The sequence below is a fragment of the Sorangium sp. So ce406 genome (genome assembly GCF_051474675.1).
Lineage (GTDB): Bacteria > Myxococcota_A > Polyangia > Polyangiales > Polyangiaceae > Sorangium > Sorangium cellulosum_G.
The window spans coordinates 2,189,011-2,207,099 of record NZ_CP150340.1 but is presented as its reverse complement, the minus strand read 5'-3'; the positions used below and the strand labels follow the sequence as shown (position 1 = coordinate 2,207,099).

The following is an 18,089-nucleotide window of genomic DNA, read 5'->3' as shown; positions in this document are numbered from 1 at the left end:
AACCGCGCTGGCCTCGACGCGCGGGCGCCGACAGGCCCGCGCGCGCCGGTCAAGGCACGATCTCCCGGATGCTTCCCTTCTTGTACAGGAGACCGCCGGGGCCTACCCCGTCGCTCCGGAAATAGACGCTGAGGTTCGGTTTGCCGGTCTCCGAGCCCGGGCGGGTCGGCTCCCGGGTGAGCCGCATCGCGGGATCGATCCCCGGCTGACAGGGCTCGCCCCCCACGCCGAAGTCGGTCCCCTGGTCGACGTGCTCGTGGATCTTCACCCAGGCGCCGCCGTTCGCGCCGTCGGTCTCATCGATCCAGAGCTCCTGTTTCACATCGCCGTTCGGCAGATCGTAGACGAGCTGCTTGTAGCCTATCCAGACCTGCTCCGGCATGCCGCCTTCCCAGTACGTCTTGCCCAGGATGGCCGTCGAGGCGGGGTGGCTCGTCTCCTTCTCGAAATCGACCTTGCCGTCGTAGCGCATGCGGGCAGCGATCCCTCGCGTATCGCACCTGTTGACGTCCTCGTCGCCGATCGTGCCGTGGTTGGTGCGCGCCATGGCGACGAGGCCTCCATAAGGTGTCCCGTCGTCGTCGGCGCGCAGGAAATACACGGTCACCTCGACGTCGGTCCACGGGTCGGCGAGCGCGGGATCGTGCACGTACATCCGCGGGACGTCGCCGCTGATCTCGAGGATCCCCTGGCCGTCGGTGTCATAGGAGGCATCGCCATGGTCGGCGTCGAACCAGGCGTCGGCCGGGTCGATCCCCGAGAACGTGCGCGCGACGCCGTTGTCCCATGTCGAGAACCACGCCTTTCCGGAAGGCAGCGTCGGCCGCAGCATCGCGATCCCGAACCGGTCGATGAGGGCCGCGTCCCCGCCCCCGGCGCCGGTCGAGCTCGACACCTCGGCGCTGCTCGATGCAGACGAACCCTCGCCGGCGCCGCCGCCGAGACCGCCGTTGCCCTCGCTGCTGCCGAGACCGCCGCTGCCGCTGGCGCCGCCGAGGCCGCCTGACCCGGACTGGCTCCCCACCGCGGGAGCGCCATCGTCGCCGCAGCCGGCGTGGCTCGAGCCGACGACAGCCGACATGAGGACGACTGCGTTCCTCAAGAAAGTTCGCATTCCTCCGGAGTAACACACGACGGTCGGGGCGAGCGAGCATGAACGAGCCGACTCATCTGTCGACTCATCCGTCGCGCGCAGCGCGTCACGAGGCGCATCGACACGGACGCGATCACGACGGCCACGCGGCCGAAAGCCGCTTGCCTGACATGCGTTTTCCCCGCGCGGGCCTTGCCAAGAGGGGCGGAGTCCCCAAGGTTGGTCCGGTTCATGGAGCTCAAGCGAAAGCTCGCGATCCTCGCGGACGCCGCAAAGTACGACGCTTCGTGCGCGAGCAGCGGCTCCCGCCGCCCCGCTCTGCCGCAGGGGATCGGCAGCACGGAAGGTATGGGCATCTGCCACAGCTACACGCCGGACGGCCGCTGCGTCTCCCTGCTCAAGATCCTGCTGACGAACGTCTGTATCTACGACTGCCAGTACTGCGTGAACCGCCTGTCCAGCGACGTGGAGCGCGCGAGGTTCTCGCCCGGGGAGGTGGTCGCGCTCACGCTCGACTTCTACCGGCGGAACTACATCGAAGGGCTGTTCCTGAGCTCGGGAGTCCTCAAGAGCCCTGATTACACGATGGAGCAGCTCGTGGCGGTCGCCCGGTCGCTGCGCGAGGAGCACCGGTTCGGCGGCTACATCCACCTGAAGGCGGCGCCCGGCGTGTCGCCCGAGCTCCTCGACGTGGCCGGGCGGTACGCCGACCGGCTCAGCGTCAACGTCGAGCTGCCGACGCAGCGGGATCTCGCGGCGCTCGCGCCCGAGAAGACGATGCCGGCCATCGAGGCCGCCATGACGGAGATCCACGCGCGGATCGTCGAGGCCCGCGACGACCCGAGCCCGCGCCGGCCCGCGTTCGCGCCCGCGGGGCACAGCACGCAGATGATCGTGGGCGCGACGCCAACGAGCGACCAGGAGATCCTCGCCACCGCCTCCCGGCTGTACACCGCGCACGGGCTGCGGCGCGTCTACTACTCCGCGTTCAGCCCGATCCCGCACGCCGACGCGCGGCTCCCGGCCGAGTCGCCGCCGCTCGCGCGCGAGCACCGGCTGTACGAGGCGGACTGGCTGATCCGGTTCTACGGCTTCTCCGCGGGCGAGCTCCTCGGCGCGGCCTCGCCCAACCTGGATCTCACGATGGATCCGAAGCTCGCGTGGGCGCTCGCGCACCGCGAGTTCTTCCCTGTCGACGTGAACACGGCGCCCCGGGAGGCGCTCCTCCGCGTGCCCGGGCTCGGGGTGCGGACGGTCCACCGCGTGCTCGCGATGCGCCGCCACCGCGCGGTCCGCATGGCCGACCTCACGCGGCTCCGCGTCCCGGTCGCCCGCGCGGCGCCGTTCCTTGTCACGGCCGACGAGCACCGCAGCGCGGCGCGGGACCTCGACCGCGCCGGGCTCTCGCAGCGGGTCCGCCCGCCGGCGCAGCTCGGCCTGTTCGAGGCGCGCGAGGTGGCGCGCTCCGGGGAGCTGTGATCCGCGCGCCCATCCCGCCGACGTTCGAGGCCTTCCGCGACGCCGCCCGCGCGCTGCTCGCCCGCGAGGCGCCGCCCGAGGACGTCCTCTGGGAAGACGTGGCGGCCGAGGGCCAGGGCGTCCTCTTCGGCGCGGCGCCTGCCACGTCCGACGACGCGCCGGCCGCCCCCGTCAGCGCCGCGCCCGCCGCGTCCGACGACGCGCCGCGCCCACGCGTCCCCGCCGCCTACATGCGCCTCGCGACCGCGGTCGCCTGCCACCGCGACGCGGCGCGGTTCGCGCTGCTCTACCGCGCGCTGTTCCGCCTGACCCACGGCGAGCCCTACCTGCTCGAGCTCGCCGCCGATCCCGACGTGGCGCGGCTGCGCGCCCTGGAGCAGGCGGTGCGGCGCGACGTCCACAAGCTGCACGCGTTCGTGCGCTTCCGGCGGGTCGAGGACGAGGGCGGCGGCGAGCGCTACGTCGCGTGGTACCGCCCGGACCACCGGATCGTGCGCCTGGGCGCGCCGTTCTTCGAGCGGCGCTTCCCGTCGATGGCGTGGTCGATCCTGACCCCGGACGAGTCGGCGCACTGGGACGGCGCCGAGCTCCGCTATGGCCCCGGGCTGCCGCGCGAGGCGGCGCCGCGCGAGGACGAGCTGGAGGAGCTGTTCCGCACCTATTACCGCGCGATCTACAACCCCGCGCGGGTGAACCTCCGGGCGATGCGCGCGGAGATGCCTGTGAAGCACTGGAGCACCCTCCCGGAGCTCTCGGTGATGAGCGAGCTCGTGCGGGACGCGGCGTCGCGCGTCGACGCGATGCAGACGAGCCGCAGCGGGGCGGCGAGCGCGGCGGAGGCGTACGTGCCCGGCTCGCGCGCGCTCCCCGTCCTCCGCGAGGCGGCGGCGTCGTGCCAGGCGTGCGCGCTGTGCGAGCGGGCGACGCAGACGGTGTTCGGCGAGGGTCCGGCGGACGCGGCGCTGATGCTCGTGGGGGAGCAGCCCGGAGACGAGGAGGACCTCTGCGGCCGGCCGTTCGTCGGGCCGGCGGGGCGCGTGCTCGACGAGGCGCTCGCCGGAGCGGGCCTGTCGCGCGGCGGCATCTACGTGACGAACGCGGTGAAGCACTTCAAGTGGGAGCCGCGCGGCGAGCGCCGGCTGCACGCGAAGCCCGTCGGCCCGGAGATCCAGGCCTGTCGCGCCTGGCTCCAGGCGGAGGTCGAGGCGGTGCGGCCGCGCGTGATCGTGTGTCTCGGCGCGACGGCGGCGCGCTCGTTCCTCGGCGGTCGGTTCAGCGTCACGCAGAGCCGCGGCCAGGTCTTCAAGACGCCGTGGGCGGAGTCGTGGATGGCGACCTACCACCCGGCGGCGCTCCTGCGCATGCCGGACGAGGCGGCGCGCGCGGCGGCGCGGGCGCATTTCCAGGCGGATCTCGCGAAGGCGGCGAGCTTGCTCGCGGGCGAGGAGCACGGGAGCCGACAGGGGCGCAGCGAACGCTAAAGTACCTGCCCATGTCGACGACGGTCCGCGCTGAGCTCAGCGGCCCTTCGATCGACTCGATACATCGTGGAAGGCAGCAGAGATCGGACCACAGAGGCACAGAGGGCACAGAGGACAGAAAAAAGAGGATGAAAAAGCAGAGGTCTGATTATTTATCTCCCTCTCTCCCCTCTGTGCCCTCTGTGCCTCTGTGGTTCAATTCTTCCCATTCACCCCTCACCCCCTCGCCGTTCTGGCAGGATTGCGCCCACGGCGCCCCGGCCCCATGAGCTCAGCAACGCATCGCCCCGCAAAGCGCTGCGCCAACCTGGGGGGAATCATGAAGAATTCGCTCGTCGCGCTGGTCCTCGGCGCGCTCTCGTTGTCCACCGTGATGTCCAGCAGCGATGTGGCGGAAGCGCAACGCCGGCCACCCGAGGGCTCCTACCTCAGGACGTGCAGGGACGTCCGGATGGAGCGAGGCACGCTGTTCGCGAGGTGCCAGGACCGGAGGGGGAACTTCCACAGGACGCGCATGGTGGACTTCCGGCGGTGCCGCGGAGACATCATGAACGACAACGGTCAGCTCCGCTGCGCCGGCCGCCGCTGACGCGCGTCGCAGCCGGACAGGGCGCCCTCCGCGAGGAGGGCTCCCTCAGCGACGCGGAAGCGGGGCCCCCGCCGGGATCCGCCCCTCCTCCACGGCCACCACGTACGGCGGCAGCCGGCCGGCCCGCACCGCGCGGACGTCGGCGCGCATCGTCGCCGCGTCGGGGTAGCGCTCGGCCTTGTGGAACGCGAGGGCGCGATCCACGACGTCGCACACCTCGGAGGGCACGGCCGGCGCGCACGCCGCGAGCGACGGAGCCCGCTCCGTCGCCGCGGCGATGAGCAGGCGCGCGTCGGCGACCTCGCCGTGGATCGCGCGGCCGGAGAGCAGCCGGAACATCGTGGCGCCCAGCCCGAACACGTCGGTCCGGCCGTCGATCTCGCGCACGTTCCCCGTCGCCTGCTCGGGCGCCATGTACTCGCTCGTGCCGAGCGCCACCCCCGTCTTCGTCGCCGTCTTGTCCGGCAGCTCCCCCATGCCGAACGGGAGCGGATCGAGCACGCGCGCGATCCCGAAATCGAGCACCTTCACCCGCCCGTCGTACCCGATGTGCAGGTTCTCGGGCTTGATGTCCCGGTGGACCACGCCGTGCGCGTGCGCCACGACCAGCACCTCGAGGACCCGCTCGGCCAGCGCCAGCACCTCGCCCGCGGGGAGCACCCCCGCCCGGGCCATGCGGTCGAAGACCGTCTCGCCCTCGAGCACCTCCATCGCCAGGTACGCGGCGCCGTCGTCCGCGACCCCCGACTCCAGCACGAGCGGCAGCCCCTGGCAGAGCGGGCCGACCGCGGCCAGGGCGCTGCCGATCGGCCCCTCGCGCAGGAACCGCTTCCGCAGCTCGTCGATCTGGCTGAGCGACGGGTGAAGGACCTTCACCGCCGCGACCTGCCCGTCGGCGCGCCGGCCGAGGAAGACGCTCGCCATCCCGCCGCCCCCGAGCACGCGCTCCACCGTCCAGGTGCCGATCCGCGTGCCGACGCGCTGCGCCGCGAGCTCCTCGTCGTCCATCATCACGCGCCCGCGAGCCTACCAAGGCAGCCGCTGGAGCGGTCGGGAAAGTCCCGCTGACGCCCTGGAATCCCCCCCTCCCGCGCCCGCCGAGGCGCTCCCGTCACCCCTTCTGCGGCTTCCACGCGTCGTCCTGATAGAAATAGTTCGGCTTCAGGATCTTGTTCTCCATGTTGGTGTGGAACACCGCCATCGTCGACGCCGACATCGGCGGGACGATCCACGTCCAGTCCGCATAGACAGGGCGCCCGCACTCCCGCTCCTGCTGCTCGAACTTCTTGAAGTACTCCGACAGCGCGTGGTGATCGAGGATGCGCACCTTCGCCTGCCGGAACGAGTGCAGCACCGCGATGTTCAGCTCGACCAGCGCGGCGTCCTGCCACAGCGTGTCGCTGCGCGACCGGTCGAGCCCGAGCCGATCCGCGATGAGCGGTAGCTGGTTGTACCGCGTCACGTCGCTGAAGTTGCGCGCGCCGATCTCGGTCCCCATGTAGAAGCCGTTGAACGGCGCCGCCGTGTACTGCACCCCGCCGACGTCGAACGCCATGCTGGAGACCGCCGGCAGCGCGTGCCACTTCAGCCCGAGCTCGGCGAACCACGCGTGGCGCGGGTGCACGATGGGCACCTCGAGCACCCGCTCCCGCGGCAGCTCGAACCACCGCGGCCGGGCGTCGCCGATCTGGACGATCAGCGGTAGCAGGTCGAAGCGCGTCCGCTCCCCGCCCGGCCAGCCCAGCGCCAGCGCCTGCTCCGTCAGCTCCACGTTCGCCGGATCGCCGAGGACACCCCCGTCCGGCAGCCGGTAGCCCGCATACCGGACGAGCTGCCCGTTCCAGATGCGGATCCGCGGCTCGCCCGGCCTGAACACCGACATCATCGCCCGGATGTCGCCCCCGTTCGTCGCCAGGTCGAGGTGCTCGACCAGCGCCCCGAAGATCTCCTCCTCCGTCTTCAGGTGACGCAGGTCGCGCACGTGCAGCGTCGACCAGAAGAAGCGCCCGATGCACCGCGAGCTGTTGCGCCACGCCAGCCGCGCCCCGTACGCCAGCTCGTCGGGCAAGTGCGCGTACGTCCCGGTCTTCTCCAGGCTCGCCCGCACATCCCGCCAGCGCTCCTCCGCGGCGGAGGGCACCCCGAGCTCCGCGTAGCACTGGCGCAGGAACGCCTCGGCCTCGGCCAGGACCGCCGCCGGCGCCGTGGGCGTCAGGTGGAAAGAGCCGTGCTCCACGGGGCAGACCCCGCCCGCCGCGCCCGCCGCGCGGGCCGCGCCGGCCCGCCGGAGCGGCATCGGCCGGATCGCGCCCCCTGTGTCGACGTTCGACGTGAACAGCTCCCGCTGGATCGCGTCCTCCGGCCAGCCCGCCGCGCGCAGGTGCTCGTGCGCGTCGCGCATGAACCCCTCGGGCCCGCACACGAGCGCCCGCGACCCCGGCCGGTAGGGGTACAGCTCGGCCACGTCCCCCCGCGACAGCCGCCCCTCCGCCTTCGTCGCGCGCAGACGGAACGCGACGCCGGGCGCGCGGCCGGCGATCGCGCGCAGCTCCTCCTCGAAATAGAGGAAGTCCGCCGCGTGCGACGCCGACCAGTCCAGCAGGAACCCCCGCAGATCGGCGCCGGCAGCTCGCCCGTCGAGCGCCCGCAGCATCGCCATCGCCGGCGTCACGCCGATCCCGCCCGCGAGGAACACCACCCGGTCCACCGGCGGCCCCGGCAGGACGAAGCTGCCCCGCGGCGCCGAGGCGCGCAGCAGCGAGGCCGCGGCGCGCTCGCACAACCACCGCGAGAACACCCCGAGCTCCTCGCGCTTCACCGTGATCTCGTACTCCCCGCCGGCGACCGCCGGCGCCGAGAGCGTGTACGCGCGCGCCACCCAGCGCCGATCGAGGTAGCCCTGCACGAGCACGTGCTGCCCGGGCACCGACGCCACCGGCGCGCCGCCGACAGGCGCGAGCTTGACCTGGAAAATTCCACGAGAGAGCTCCTGCGCCCCCTTCACCTCGGCCTGCACGAGGCTCGACCCGCCGAACATCTCCTCGATCGCCGGGACGCACCCGCCGCAGATCTGGCCCGCCCGCGTCCGCTCCGACAGCGCGGCGCGGCTCTCGCACCCGGCCTCGATGAGGCTCGAGATCTGCCCGCGCTTGACCCCGGCGCAGTTGCACACGACCTCCTCCGGCTCGAACAGCGCCGCGGGCTGGTCGAGCTTCAGCTCGCCGAGCTCCCGGAAGGTCGCGAGCTGCCAGCCGGGCAGCGGGGCGCGCGCCATCAGCAGCCGCATCGCGGACGGAAGGTCCTGCCACTCGCCCTCGACGTGCACCCCCACGAGCTGTCCCTCGGAGACGAGCAGCGCGCGGCGCTTGTCGCGGTCCCCGCACACCACCCACCGCAGGCTCGCGGGCGGCGCGTCCAGCCACCGCGCCGAGACGCCGCTCCCGTCGAGCGCGCGGGAGAGCGCCAGGATCCGGCCGCTGCCGTCCACCACCTTCGAGATCGCCGCCGCCTTGCCGGCCAGCGCGCCCATCACGGCGCTGCTCTCGACGATCCCCTCGCGCAGGGAGAGCAGCCCCTGCCCGGGCAGCAGGTGGACGTTCACGTAATCGAGCGCGCGCCGCTCAGCCCATGCGTCGACGCTCGCGGGCGGCAGCTCGAGCCAGGCCTCGTCGGCCCCGCGGGCCCCCTCGGGGATCCCTTCCCTCGCCAGGCCCGTCCAGCCCTCGATCAGCGCCTCGGCCGCCGCCTTCCGCAGCCCCGTCCGGACCAGCGCCGCCACCGCCGCGTCGGCCGGCGTGTCCGCGTACCGGATCTCGAAGCTGTCCTCGCGGAGGAGCTGCTGGACGAGGTTGTCGAGCCGCCCCCGCAACCCGGCGGTGAACTCCTCGAAATCGATCGCCCCGTCCCCGGTCGTGTCCGCCGCGTGGAGCAGCGCCCTCGCCTCGTCGGCCGGGACGCCGAGGCCGGTGAGGTACGGCAGGATCTCGTCCTCGCTCAGCGCGCGGTTGTGGTCGCGATCGATCTCCTCGAACCGCCGCCAGGCGAAGCGCTCGCTCGCGAGACCGACCCGGACGGCACGGGACAGCGCGGCCGCCACCTGCGCGCCCGTACACGCGGCGGGACCGCAGACGACGGGCGGCGCGGCGCCGGACTGCTCGAGCGCGCGCTGCGCCATGCGGGCCACGTCGGCCGGCGCCACCCAGGGCAGCGCGCCGTCGCCGAGCGGCAGCGGCAGGGTGCGACGGAGCCGGATGTCGTCGCGCCAGAGGTCGAGGGCGCTGAGCAACGGTCCGTGAGAGACGACGGTCAGCCTCTGACCGGTGCCGCGGAGAAATGCCTCAGCGTCGCGAATCTGCCGCCCCACGCCGGTCGAGGCAGGAAGGTACGGCGCCACCCAGAGGAGGTGTGACGCGCCGCTCTCCCTGGCCGACGCGAGGAGCGTGCGCGCCGCGACGAGGGGGTACGCGAGATCCGCGGTGCTCAGCACGAGCGCGATGGCCGGCTCCGCGGGCTCGAACGGCAGGGCCTGGAGGAAGGAAGCGAGGTCGTTGGTCGGCTCGGAGCAGACGATCTTGAGGAAGCTCATGGTGCTCGGCGGTGGCGGCCGCAGGGGAGCAGCGGCTCTCCCCGCGCGCCGGTCGATGGACGGGATGCGCCGCGGACGCGCGGATCGCTCCGTCCAGGATACGCGGCAGCGCCCCGCGGGCCGAGATTCCAGATGCAAGCCCGAACGCCGCACCCTGTCGCGTCAAGTCGTCGAAACGGCGCGCGGCGTCAGGAGCTCCCGCATTTTTCCTGAAGGGAATCCGTCTGCGCGTAACAATCTGCCTCATGGGGCACTTTGGCGCGCTGGTCAGCTTTCTCACCTTGTCGGGAGATGCCGTCCATGTAGCCACTCCTGATCGGTCGCGTTCTGGATAGCCGCTGACCCTCGCCGTAGATCGAGCGCCCTCACCCGGGTGTTCCGGCGAGCGATCTTTGCTGGATTTGCGGGAAATTCGCCTCGATCGCGCGGGGCGCACCGACGCGGCCGCCCCGGTCGGCGCGCGCTCGAGCTCCGCGCTGCGCGCTCCGACGTGGTGACGCGGAGTGTACGACTGCGAACCGGACATACGGGCACGATCCTTGAATTCGCTCGCTCAGAGCGCAGCCATGAACACCCTTACTTCCGAGCGGCCCCTGGCGATGATGAGCAAGCAGACGCGGTCGTCGGCCGCGTGCCGTCCCGCGATGGACACCGCGCGTCACGCCGTCCTCGAGGGTGTGACGATGAAGCCCGTGAACGTCGCCGAGGCGCTTGTCGCCCTGGAGACGGTGGCCGCGCGGCTGCGCGAGGAGAACGACCCGCGCGCGGTGTTCCCGGACGTGTACGCCGTGATCACGCGCCGCGTGAAGGAGGCGGTGATCGACGGCACGGACGACAGGTTCCTCGAGCCCGCGTGGATCTCGCGGCTCGCCGGGATCTTCTGCGAGTACTACCTGAAGGCGCTCGCGGCCTCGCTGGACGGGCGCTCCACGGGCGTCGAGGCGTGGGACGTGGCGTTCCAGTGCAACAGCGCGCGCGGGACGGCGGCGGCGGTGCACGCACTCCTCGGCATCAACGCGCACATCAACTACGACCTGGCCCTCGGCCTCTACCAGAACATCGTCCAGCACGGCGCGGAGCAGGACGCCCGCCTCCTCGCCCGCTACCGCCACGACCACGACCTTGTGAATGAAATTCTCGCGGCGGCGATGCCGGAGATCTTCGCGATCCTGAGCGAGCGCTACGGCTGCCCGCTCGCCCGGATCGCGACCGTGACCCGGGACGTGCAGCGCACGGTCTCCAGCGCGGTGCTCTTCATGCTGAAGATGTGGCGCGACCGGGTCTGGGACGACCTGCTCTCCCTGCTCGCGCAGAAGCGTGAGGCGGACCGGCGCGCGGTGGTCGCGCGCATGAACCAGCACGCCGGGAAGGTCGCGCGCACGTTCGCGGCGGGCAACGGGGCGCTCCGCGCGGTCGTGCCGGGCGCCGCGGGGCTCCGGAGCGCCGCCCTCACGCTGGCGATGGCGGCCTGAGGCGGGCGATCCCGGCGAGCTGCCCGCAGGCGCCGCCCACGTCGCGCCCGCGCGGCCGACGCACCAGCGTGGTCACGCCGTGGCCGGACAGCCGCGCGACGAAGGCGTCGAGCCGCGCCGCGGACGGCGGGCGGAGCGCCGGATCGGGGCCGGGGTTGCACGGGATGACGTTCACGCGGCACCGGAGCCCGGCGACGTACGCCGCGAGCAGGTCCGCGTCCTCCGGGGCGTCGTTGTAGCCGTCGAAGAGCACGTACTCGAACAGCACGCGCCGGCCCTGCGGCAGCGATCGCGCGAGCGCCTCCTTCAGCGCCGCCATCGGGAACCGCGCGTTCACCGGCATGATCGCCTGCCGCCGGGCGTCGTCCGGGGCGTTGAGGCTGACGGCGATCTCCGCGCGCGCCTCGCGGAAGAACGGCTCGATCTTGTCCGCCACCCCGACGGTGCTCACGGTCACGTGCGACGGCGCGAACCGGAACGCGCGCGGGTCGGTGAGCAGCCGGATGGCCTTGAGCACCTCGCCGAGGTTGTCGAACGGCTCCCCCATGCCCATGAAGACGAGGTTCCGGAGCGGCGCGCCGCCGCGCTCGGCCGCGAGCGCCCGCGCGATCCGGACCTGATCGACGATCTCGCCCGCGGCGAGCTGGCGCGCGAGCCCGAGCCGCCCCGTCTCGCAGAAGGCGCACGCGCGGGCGCAGCCGACCTGGCTCGAGACGCAGAGCGTCGTGCGGGCCGGCCCCGGGATGAGCACCGACTCGATGAGCGCGCCGTCGTGCGCGCGCAGGACGAGCCGGAGCGTGTCATCCGTCGAGGGCGCCTGCTCGGCGATCTCGAGCGACAGACCGGGGTCGAGCGCGAGCAGCGCCTCGTGCGCCCACGCCCCGACGCCCAGGGCGGCGAGCGCGGGCGCGTCCCACGCCGGCGCGGGCGCCCCCGGCTCCGCCCCGAACGCGTGGCGCACCACCTTGCCGGCGACGGCGCGCGCCGCCGACGCCGTGCCGCCGGCCTTGCAGAGGAGCTCGGCGAGCGAGGCCGCGTCGTGGTCGGCGAGCCGTACGCGCGAACGTGGGACGCGCGCGCTCCTCCGGATCAGCGGGCGAGCGGCGACCTGCGCCGGCGCCGGCGGGTCGCCGGCGCGGAGGGCCGGCGCGATCTCCTCGGGGATTTCCGGAACGCGCATGCGCACCAGCTAGCACGCCCCGCGCGGCGCCGCGCGGTCCAGCGACCGTCGCCCGCCGTCCATTCCCCTCCATGTCGTCGCGTGTCTGTCAACGAGAACCCGCGAATCGGGTCAGGATCCGCCGCGCATGGACGGAACCTGCGCGTCGCCTGGGGCCATCGGGTGACCAACCTGTGGACAACCCTGTGGACCGCCAAACCCGGCTCAAACGCGTGATTTTTGGGTTGCGGATCGGTGCCGGAGGAGGGAGTTTAGCCCCCGGAAGTTCTGCGGCGCGTCGGGCCGCGGAGTGCCCGAGATCGCAGAAAATCGGTGGCATCGGTGTGGACGGCGCGTCCATGCCCGGGTCGGCTGTTGCCGGCGCCGGGGCTTGGAGGAGCTGTCGCCGCGCGAGCAAACGAGTGACCGGGCAGCTTCCTTGAAGGCGCCAGGAAATTCGTGCGGGCTTTCCACAAGCTGGGAACAACCTGTGGATTACTTGCCCGTCCTGCGCCCTCGGCGGGCGCCGTTCGCGCGAGCGGGAGGCCGGGTTCCGGAGCTTTTGTGAAGCTCGTGGACACACCGGTGGGCTACGTTGCGGGCCGATGCCCGTACGCAACGGCCCCGCTTCCTGCGCGCCGCGCGCGCTGCTCGCGATCGCTGCGGCCGGCCTCTCCGGGTGGCTGACCGCGGGTGCGGCGGCCGCGCAGGCGCCGCCGCGGGACGCGCAGGCCGAGGCGGCCCTGAACGAGGCGATGGGGACCGACTACCTCGAGACCCGGTTCGATCAGGCGGAGCGCAAGCTCCGGGCTGCGATCGACGCCTGCGGCCCGTCGGGCTGCTCGCCGGCGATCAAGGCCCGGCTGCACGTCGCGCTCGGGACGGTGCTCGCCCAGACCAGGAAGGAGCTGGGGGACGCGCGCGACGCCTTCGCGGACGCCCTCCGCGTCGATCCGTCGGCGAAGCTGGACCCGCGCCTCGCGACGCGGGAGGTCTCGTCCGCGTTCGAGCAGGCGCGCGCCGCGACAGGCGTCGGGGCCTCGCCGACGTCCGGCGTGCCCGACGCGGCCGGCGCGCGGCTCCGGATGGATCCGCCGCCCGAGCAGCGCGTCCGCACGCCCGTCCCTCTTTATGTGGAGGTCCCGGACGACCTGCTGCCCAGCGTGAAGCAGGTGACCGTCTGGTACCAGCCGCCCGGCGGGGACGAGTTCCGCCCGCTGGTCATGAAGAAGCTGCGGGGCCAGGGGTTCGGCATCAACGTGCCGTGCGAGGCGCTCGGGCGGGAGGGGCCGCTCCGCTACCACGTCGCGGCCGTCGACGGGGACGGCGCGATCCTCGCGAGCGCGGGCGCGCGCGACGCCCCGCTGACCACGCAGATCAAGGCGAGCCTCACCTCGGCGCCGCCGCGCTGGCCCGGCCACGCGCCCCCCGCGACGTGCGCGGCGCCCGAGAAGGAGCGGCCGCCGCAGTGCCTCGACGACCGGCAGTGCAGCCGGGGGCTCGCCTGCGTCGGCGGCGCGTGCGTCGCGCGACCTGCGTCGGGCGCCGCGGCCGAGGGCGCGCCGGAGGTCCGCAGGAACTGGGTCGCGCTCACCTTCTCCCCCGACGTCGCGCTGTTCTCCGGCCGGGACGTGTGCGCGGTCGGGTCGCAGGCGAGCGACCATTACGTCTGCCTGCGCGGCGACGGGACCCGGTACGACGGCACGCCGACGCCGGGCGTCGCGAACGACGTGAACCTCGGCTTCGCGCTCGCGACGCTGCGGGTGGCGATCGCCTACGATCGGCTGGTGCTCGACAACCTCACGGTCGGCGGCCGCGTCGGCTTCGCCGCGGGCGGCACGACGGGCGGCGGCGCCTCGTTCCTGCCGCTCCACCTCGAGGCGCGCGCGCAGTACTTCCTCACGGCGCGGCCGTTCGAGCAGCTCGGCGCCCGCCCGTTCGTGCTCGCCGCGGCCGGCGTCGCGCAGGTCGACGCCGAGGTCGACGTGCACGTCCTCGAGGACGCGGCCGCGTGCGGGGCGGATGCCGACATCACGAGCCCGTGCACGAGGCCGGGCCGGAGCGGTCGCCTCGAGCCCCGGCAGCAGACGCTCGCCGCGACCCGGCAGGCGGGCCAGGGTTTCGCGTCGGCCGGCGTGGGCGTCGCCTATGCGCCGATCGACGCCGTATCGCTCAACCTCGCGCTCCGCGCGGGGCTCACCTTTCCCGCCGTCACCGCCGTCCTCTCTCCCGAGGTCGGCTTCTCCCTGGGGTTCTGAATGGCCGATCCGTCGGATCTGCGCCGGGGCGCGACGCCGCCCGGCGCGCTGCGCAACCCGAAGATCGAGGCGGCGATCGAGCGCGCCGCGCAGCTCGGCGATCCGGCCGAGCTGCTCGCGCTGCTCGATCGCAGCTCCGGGCTCCCCGCCCGGCGCGGCGGCGGGCGCGCGCCCGGCCCCGATCTCGGCCCGAACGCGCCCCTGCCGCGCGTGAACCTGGATCTCGCCCGCGCGGTCGGCGCGGCGATCGCGGACCGCGGCGCGACGGCGGAGCGCCTCCTGCGGGCGCTCTGCGCGAGCGGCGAGGAGTACGCGCTCATCGTGGCCGCGCAGGCGCTCGCGTCGCTCGCGACGCGGGAGGCGCGGGAGGCGCGGTCGGGGAGCGCCGCGGGCGCGGGCGGGGCGGGCGGAGCGGGAGGTCGGCAGCGCGGTCGCGGGGCTCGCGGCTCCCGTGGCGGGCTCGATCCGCTGGCGGAGCTCGAGCAGATCGCCGAGGATCCGCGGCGCCTCGTGCGCGACGGCGTCGTGGCGGCGCTCCGCGCGGTGATCGCGGCGCGGGGTGACGCGGCGATCGGCGAGCTCTCGTCCTGGACCGACGGTTACCTGCAGGCGTACGTCGCGCTCGAGGCGCTCGCGGAGCGCACGCTGCTCACCGGGCTGTCGGCGGGCGCGGAGGTGGTGGCGCGGCTGGAGGAGGCGTTCGCGATCTCGGATCTCTCGCCGCGCGCCGACGAGCGGCTGCAGGGGCTGCGCCTGCTCCGGCAGGGGATGCCCGCGCAGATCGCGACGTTCGCGGCCCGCTTCCCCGAGGTCGTGCGCTGGCTCGAGGAGAAGACGCAGGCGGAGCGCCCCGAGTCGCGCGACGTGGTGGCGCAGGCGATCGCGGCGCTCCGGAAGGGGTCGTTCTCGGACGCGGAGACCGCCCGGCTCACCGCCGCGCTCTCCGCGAGCGCCCCGCCGCCGCGCGACGCGGCGCGCATCGTCCAGGGGACGCGCAAGCGGAGCAAGGGGCGGCGGTAGAGGGGGGTGCGCAGCCCATGCGGTCGCGCGCGGCGCGGCGGCTGGGCTCGTGCAGGTGCGTCAGAGTCGCCAGCTCCTGGATCGAGGAAAGGACATATACCCAGCCGAGAGCTGCGGTGTCCGGTTCAGCGTTGGCGATCGTCCTGCGGCCGCGGATCACCGAGCAGCGGCAGGAGCGTTTGCTCGAGTTCGTGCGTGTAGGCGCGCAGGCCAGCCCGCGCCCCGTTCTGCTCGATTTCCTCGAGCGGTGTTTCCTTCCAGCACCGCTCCCAGGCCTGGTACGCGTCCCCATGGGCCCCGAGGAGCGCCTCGCATACCCGCTTCGCGTCTCGCTTGTCCGCCCCTCGATTCGCGCTGAGCCGCTCGGGTTGGATGATGGGGTTGAATCCGAGCCTCTTCCGCTCTTCGCCATGTTGCGCCTGCCCTGGGGCCAACCAGGATGCGGCTCCGGCGATCACCCAGGCTTCGCTCTCGGGGTGCGGCGCCGCGACGATGACCTTGAAACGGGGCGGAGCGTCTCGACCGCGCGCCCCGTCCCGGAGCCGCTCGCGGACCTCCTCGTCGCCGTCGGTGTCGTGCACGAGAAAGAGCGCATCGATGCGCGGCACGTCCGGCGACGTCGCTTCCATCTCCGCCGCGACGGCGACCGCCTTGTGCGCCATGGCTCGCTCTGCCTTCATCCCGAGCCCGTGCACGCGGATCGAGCGCTCCTCCGCAAGGCGCTTCACCTCCGCCCAGCGAGACCACGCCTGCCCAGCCCTGAACCCGCTGAAGCTCCGCTGCATGGCGAGCGTACCCTCGTCAGCCCAGAGATCTCTCAGCCACTCGGCACCACGCTCGGCGACCACGCGGTCCGCCAGATCGCGGGCGAGCCTCTGCCCCAGCTCGTCCTCGGCGACGATCACGAATCGCGCGGTCATGCCCCGGCCACCCACCCTTCGCCCTCGGCCGTCCACAGTTCACCGCTGGTGAGGACTTCGAGCGCCTTCGCTTTGGGGTGCTCCGAGAGTCGCCGCGCCGCCACCCGCCCATCGGCGCCCCGGCCCAGCACGACCACCTCGTCCGGCCCGAGCGCATCCACCAGATAGGGCGAGTGGCTCGTCGCGATGATCTGCGCCTCGGGTGCTGTGGCCAGGGCCGCGTGCAACATCCTGATGAGATCCTGCTGCGCCTTCGGGTGCAGCGCCCGCTCGATGTCGTCCAGCAGGAGCAGGCGCGGAGCGGCCGGGCCATACAACGTCGCGAGGATACCCAGCACGATCATGGTGCCTTCGCTTGCTGCGTGCGCGGGCAGGCCCTCCGCGTCCACGAAGTCGAGCACGAGCTCGTCCGCGACCGCAACTGTCTTCTCCTGCGCGATGACCATCTGCCCCTCAACCTTGATCGTCCGCGGCACCAGCCGTTCAATCCGCGTCCGTTTGAATCCGATGCCTCGCAGGGTCGGCACGATCCGACAGGCGGCGGCCTCGAGCTCTTTGAAACGCGCAGTCGAGGTCAGCTTCATGACTGAGAGCACGGTCGCGAGACCATACCCATCTTCCTGTAGGCTTGGCACCTCTTCCGCGCTGATCGATGGCTCGGAGAGGCGCCTCGAATCGAGGCGGAGTGTCGCCGCGCTGCGCAGCACGCGACCTAGGTCCGACTCCCTGGGAAAAACGCTTTCGTTAGCGTCCAGCTCATCAGGCTCTTCGTCATCGTCCAGCTCATCAGGCTCGTCTGATTCGATCTCTATGAACCTATCCGACGTACGGAACCAGATCCTCCGGGCGGGGGCGCCCTGCCTGCGTCCTGCGACCTCGATGCTCATCGGCTCCGTGGCACCACGGCGCACTAACCATCGCAGGTCGTGTTCGCCAAAGAGAACCGATTCTTGCGATCCACCGGCATCGATCAGCCGACCGAGCAGCTGCACCGCCTCCAGCACGCTCGACTTGCCCGCCGCGTTCGGCCCGATGAGCACCGTGAGCTGCTGGAGCGGGATCCGCGTCGCCGTGTGCGCCCTGTACTCGTGGAGCGAGACCTCGGTCAGCATGGGGCGCCAAGCATACCGCCACTGCGGAGGAGATGCCTCAGCGATGACGGCGCCCCGGGATCCCGCCCGGCCGATCAGGCAGCCTGCTGCGACCCCTCCTGCGCCCCCGCGCCCCCCGGCTGCTCCCTGGCCGCCTCGGCGAACAGGAACTGCAGCGCTCCCGGGGCGCGCCGGCGCCAGGCGTCCTCGCTGTGGGTCCCGGCCTCGTCCGGGCAGAAGAACAGGTTGGCCTCGCCGTAGCCCCGCCCGCGCAGGTGCTCGACGAGCCGCGCGGCGTCGCGCAGCACCGAGCCGTCGTCCTCCTGGGCGCCGGCGTCGACGTACAGCCGCGAGCTCGCCGGGACCGGCTGCGCCGCGATGACATCGAAGATCTTGCGCTCCGCGAACCAGAGCGAGGGCGACATGCACAGCGCCGCCCCGAGCACGTCGGGGCGGCGGAAATGGGCATAGAGCGCCGCGAGGCCGCCCATCGACGAGCCGCCGATCGCCGTGCCGGCCGCGTCGCGCCGCACCGGGAAGCGCTCCCGCACCGCCGGCACGATCTCCGAGGTCAGCCAGCCGAGGACGTCGTCGAGCCGCCCGTCGCTGCCGTCGCCCGGGAAAGGCGACAGCTCGGTCAGCCGCTCGCTCCCGCCGTGATCGATCCCCACGAGCACCGGCGCCACGAGGCCCCGATCCGCGAGCTCGCGCACCGCCTCGTGGAGGTGCCAGCCGCCGCTGAAGGAGGGATCGTCGTGAAAGACGTTCTGCCCGTCGAACAGGAACAGCACGGGGGAAGGCTCGGCGTTCGCGCCCTCGCTGGGCAGGTAGACGCGGATGTTGCGCTCCCCCTGAAAGCCGGGAATCCGATACGGGCCGAGGAGATAGATGATGTGTTCAGCCATGTCTGTTTTCGAAGCCGGCCCGGCATGTAGCAATCGC

At 72.8% G+C, this 18,089-nt stretch carries 13 protein-coding genes; 6 read left to right on the top strand and 7 right to left on the bottom strand.

Annotated elements, in window-relative coordinates; translation table 11 throughout:
- Positions 1-49: 49 nt before the first annotated feature.
- A complete protein-coding gene (locus WME96_RS08220; RefSeq protein ID WP_437289615.1) occupies positions 50-1,102 on the bottom strand; it encodes a hypothetical protein in 1,053 nt (350 codons plus the stop codon).
- 222 nt (positions 1,103-1,324) lie between these two features.
- Between WME96_RS08220 and WME96_RS08215 the strand changes: the two genes are divergently transcribed.
- The 3 genes from WME96_RS08215 to WME96_RS08205 all read left to right on the top strand — a co-directional run bounded on the left by WME96_RS08215 (position 1,325) and on the right by WME96_RS08205 (position 4,642).
- On the top strand, positions 1,325-2,572 hold the full coding sequence (locus WME96_RS08215; RefSeq protein WP_437289614.1) for a putative DNA modification/repair radical SAM protein: 1,248 nt from the start codon (positions 1,325-1,327) through the stop codon (positions 2,570-2,572).
- On the top strand, positions 2,569-4,053 hold the full coding sequence (locus WME96_RS08210) for a UdgX family uracil-DNA binding protein (RefSeq protein ID WP_437289613.1): 1,485 nt from the start codon (positions 2,569-2,571) through the stop codon (positions 4,051-4,053). Before WME96_RS08215 ends, WME96_RS08210 begins: the two co-directional genes overlap by 4 nt.
- Before the next feature lie 319 nt (positions 4,054-4,372).
- On the top strand, positions 4,373-4,642 hold the full coding sequence (locus WME96_RS08205; protein ID WP_437289612.1) for a CVNH domain-containing protein: 270 nt from the start codon (positions 4,373-4,375) through the stop codon (positions 4,640-4,642).
- A 45-nt stretch (positions 4,643-4,687) separates the two neighbouring features.
- Here the strand turns inward: WME96_RS08205 and WME96_RS08200 are convergent, their stop codons facing one another.
- Both WME96_RS08200 and WME96_RS08195 read right to left on the bottom strand, forming a co-directional pair.
- Positions 4,688-5,653 (bottom strand): serine/threonine-protein kinase, encoded by a 966-nt coding sequence (locus WME96_RS08200; RefSeq protein ID WP_437289611.1) that lies wholly within the window; start codon positions 5,651-5,653, stop codon positions 4,688-4,690.
- Positions 5,654-5,753: 100 nt separating this feature from the next.
- Positions 5,754-9,227, bottom strand: coding sequence for a nitric oxide synthase oxygenase (locus tag WME96_RS08195; RefSeq protein WP_437289610.1), 3,474 nt, complete (start codon positions 9,225-9,227; stop codon positions 5,754-5,756).
- 566 nt (positions 9,228-9,793) lie between these two features.
- Here WME96_RS08195 and WME96_RS08190 point away from each other — a divergent pair.
- Positions 9,794-10,699, top strand: a complete 906-nt coding sequence (locus tag WME96_RS08190; RefSeq protein ID WP_437289609.1) for a DUF5995 family protein — start codon at positions 9,794-9,796, stop codon at positions 10,697-10,699.
- On the opposite strand, the gene rlmN is transcribed toward WME96_RS08190, so the two are convergent.
- Positions 10,677-11,879 (bottom strand): 23S rRNA (adenine(2503)-C(2))-methyltransferase RlmN, encoded by a 1,203-nt coding sequence (rlmN, locus tag WME96_RS08185; protein WP_437289608.1) that lies wholly within the window; start codon positions 11,877-11,879, stop codon positions 10,677-10,679. The genes WME96_RS08190 and rlmN overlap by 23 nt on opposite strands.
- 584 nt (positions 11,880-12,463) lie before the next feature.
- Between rlmN and WME96_RS08180 the strand changes: the two genes are divergently transcribed.
- Together WME96_RS08180 and WME96_RS08175 are read left to right on the top strand one after the other, a co-directional pair.
- A complete protein-coding gene (locus tag WME96_RS08180; RefSeq protein ID WP_437289607.1) occupies positions 12,464-14,116 on the top strand; it encodes a hypothetical protein in 1,653 nt (550 codons plus the stop codon).
- Entirely contained in the window at positions 14,117-15,136 is a 1,020-nt protein-coding gene (locus WME96_RS08175; protein WP_437289606.1) for a hypothetical protein, read from the top strand.
- Between the two features lie 125 nt (positions 15,137-15,261).
- On the opposite strand, the gene WME96_RS08170 is transcribed toward WME96_RS08175, so the two are convergent.
- The 3 genes from WME96_RS08170 to WME96_RS08160 form a co-directional block, all read right to left on the bottom strand.
- Entirely contained in the window at positions 15,262-15,798 is a 537-nt protein-coding gene (locus tag WME96_RS08170; protein WP_437289605.1) for a hypothetical protein, read from the bottom strand.
- A 254-nt stretch (positions 15,799-16,052) separates the two neighbouring features.
- The gene (locus tag WME96_RS08165) at positions 16,053-17,168 is read right to left on the bottom strand and encodes an AAA family ATPase (protein WP_437289604.1); all 1,116 of its coding nucleotides are present in this window, start codon (positions 17,166-17,168) and stop codon (positions 16,053-16,055) included.
- Positions 17,169-17,242: 74 nt separating this feature from the next.
- Positions 17,243-18,052 (bottom strand): alpha/beta hydrolase, encoded by an 810-nt coding sequence (locus WME96_RS08160; protein WP_437289603.1) that lies wholly within the window; start codon positions 18,050-18,052, stop codon positions 17,243-17,245.
- Between the last annotated feature and the right edge of the window lie 37 nt (positions 18,053-18,089).

Excerpts from the sequence above, each read along its gene's own strand:
- WME96_RS08215 (WP_437289614.1), top strand. The coding sequence starts at position 1,325 with ATGGAGCTCAAGCGAAAGCTCGCGATCCTCGCGGACGCCGCAAAGTAC.
- WME96_RS08205 (WP_437289612.1), top strand. The coding sequence starts at position 4,373 with ATGAAGAATTCGCTCGTCGCGCTGGTCCTCGGCGCGCTCTCGTTGTCC.
- WME96_RS08200 (WP_437289611.1), bottom strand. The coding sequence starts at position 5,653 with ATGATGGACGACGAGGAGCTCGCGGCGCAGCGCGTCGGCACGCGGATC.
- WME96_RS08195 (WP_437289610.1), bottom strand. The coding sequence starts at position 9,227 with ATGAGCTTCCTCAAGATCGTCTGCTCCGAGCCGACCAACGACCTCGCT.
- WME96_RS08190 (WP_437289609.1), top strand. The coding sequence starts at position 9,794 with ATGAACACCCTTACTTCCGAGCGGCCCCTGGCGATGATGAGCAAGCAG.
- rlmN (WP_437289608.1), bottom strand. The coding sequence starts at position 11,879 with ATGCGCGTTCCGGAAATCCCCGAGGAGATCGCGCCGGCCCTCCGCGCC.
- WME96_RS08180 (WP_437289607.1), top strand. The coding sequence starts at position 12,464 with ATGCCCGTACGCAACGGCCCCGCTTCCTGCGCGCCGCGCGCGCTGCTC.
- WME96_RS08175 (WP_437289606.1), top strand. The coding sequence starts at position 14,117 with ATGGCCGATCCGTCGGATCTGCGCCGGGGCGCGACGCCGCCCGGCGCG.
- WME96_RS08170 (WP_437289605.1), bottom strand. The coding sequence starts at position 15,798 with ATGGCGCACAAGGCGGTCGCCGTCGCGGCGGAGATGGAAGCGACGTCG.
- WME96_RS08165 (WP_437289604.1), bottom strand. The coding sequence starts at position 17,168 with ATGCTGACCGAGGTCTCGCTCCACGAGTACAGGGCGCACACGGCGACG.
- WME96_RS08160 (WP_437289603.1), bottom strand. The coding sequence starts at position 18,052 with ATGGCTGAACACATCATCTATCTCCTCGGCCCGTATCGGATTCCCGGC.